Source organism: Streptomyces sp. NPDC001508, assembly GCF_040298665.1.
Taxonomy (GTDB): domain Bacteria; phylum Actinomycetota; class Actinomycetes; order Streptomycetales; family Streptomycetaceae; genus Streptomyces.
Map to the genome: position 1 here is coordinate 1 of NZ_JBEPAP010000178.1, position 1072 is coordinate 1072.

1 protein-coding gene is annotated in these 1072 nt (G+C 70.1%); it reads right to left on the reverse strand.

All coding sequences use genetic code 11. The features are described 5' to 3' along the window. Positions 1-706: 706 nt before the first annotated feature. The coding region (locus ABT245_RS45960) for a methylmalonyl-CoA mutase family protein (RefSeq protein ID WP_351747154.1) at positions 707-1072 on the reverse strand (366 nt) is incomplete at its 5' end.

Consider the following 1072-nt stretch of genomic DNA (forward strand, 5'->3'; position numbering starts at 1 on the left):
GGTCCTCTGCCATGCACTCGCGATTCACTGGGAGGACGACCGAGCGTAGTCAGGCTGCTTCGCCGGTCGCAAGGCGTCAACAATGATCTTGTCCGCGCAGGCCCGACGTCCCGTCCGGCGGCGGGCGTCCGACGGCGCCGTGCGGCCCGCGGGCGCCCCGGGCTCCTCGCGCGTCGGGCCGCCCTCATACGGACGTTGCGCCTTCGCCGAACGGACACACGGGATGTACGGGCGCCGCGACCTGGTGCGCCGGGTGGTGGGGTAGTGGGCACGTGTGGTCAGTGGGACATCGTTGTCGGAGCGCGTGGACATGCTGCCGAGGAACTGCTCCGGAGCCCCGACAGCCGCGGCCATGACCGTCATGTCACCGTGGGCGGCTGATACCGCCGGCGAGACTGGCCCGGACCGTCCGCCGGTCGGTGCTGACCGGTCGGCCTGGTCTGCGGCATGAACCGGTGGGCGCTGCTTTGTCGAGCCGTGTCGTCGGCGCTGAGCTGTGCAACGTCTTTCCCCCCACGTTCACGTGCGTGCACTCGGGCGGTGCCGGTCATCACCCTGACTGCCGTGGTCGTGCCGTACAAGCCTAGACGAGACGGGGCCGCCCGCGAGGCCGCTTTCGTGATCTCGCTGAAAGCGGGCGGCGGCACAGCTCGAACGGGCATCGAGCGCGCCCGGACAGATGACCGCGGGCCCGGCCCGGGAGAAGTCACAAAGTGTCGGACGCACGGTAGGTGCCCCACACGTCGCGCAGCACCGCGCACACCTCGCCGATGGTGCCGCCGGCGGCGAGCGCCTCCTTCATGGGATACAGGACGTTGGCTTCGCCGCGCGCGGCCTCCCGCAGCGACCGCAGCGCCCGGTCGACGCGTTCCTGACTGCGCCAGGCCCGCAGTTTGGCGAGGCGCTCGGCCTGTCGTGTCTCGATGGTGGGGTCGACGCGGAGTGGTTCGTAGGGTTCTTCCTCGTCGAGCCGGAATGTGTTGACGCCGACGACGGTCCGGGTGCCGGTGTCGGTCTCCTGGGCGATGCGGTAGGCGTTGCGTTCGATCTCGCGTTTCTGGAAACCGGCTTC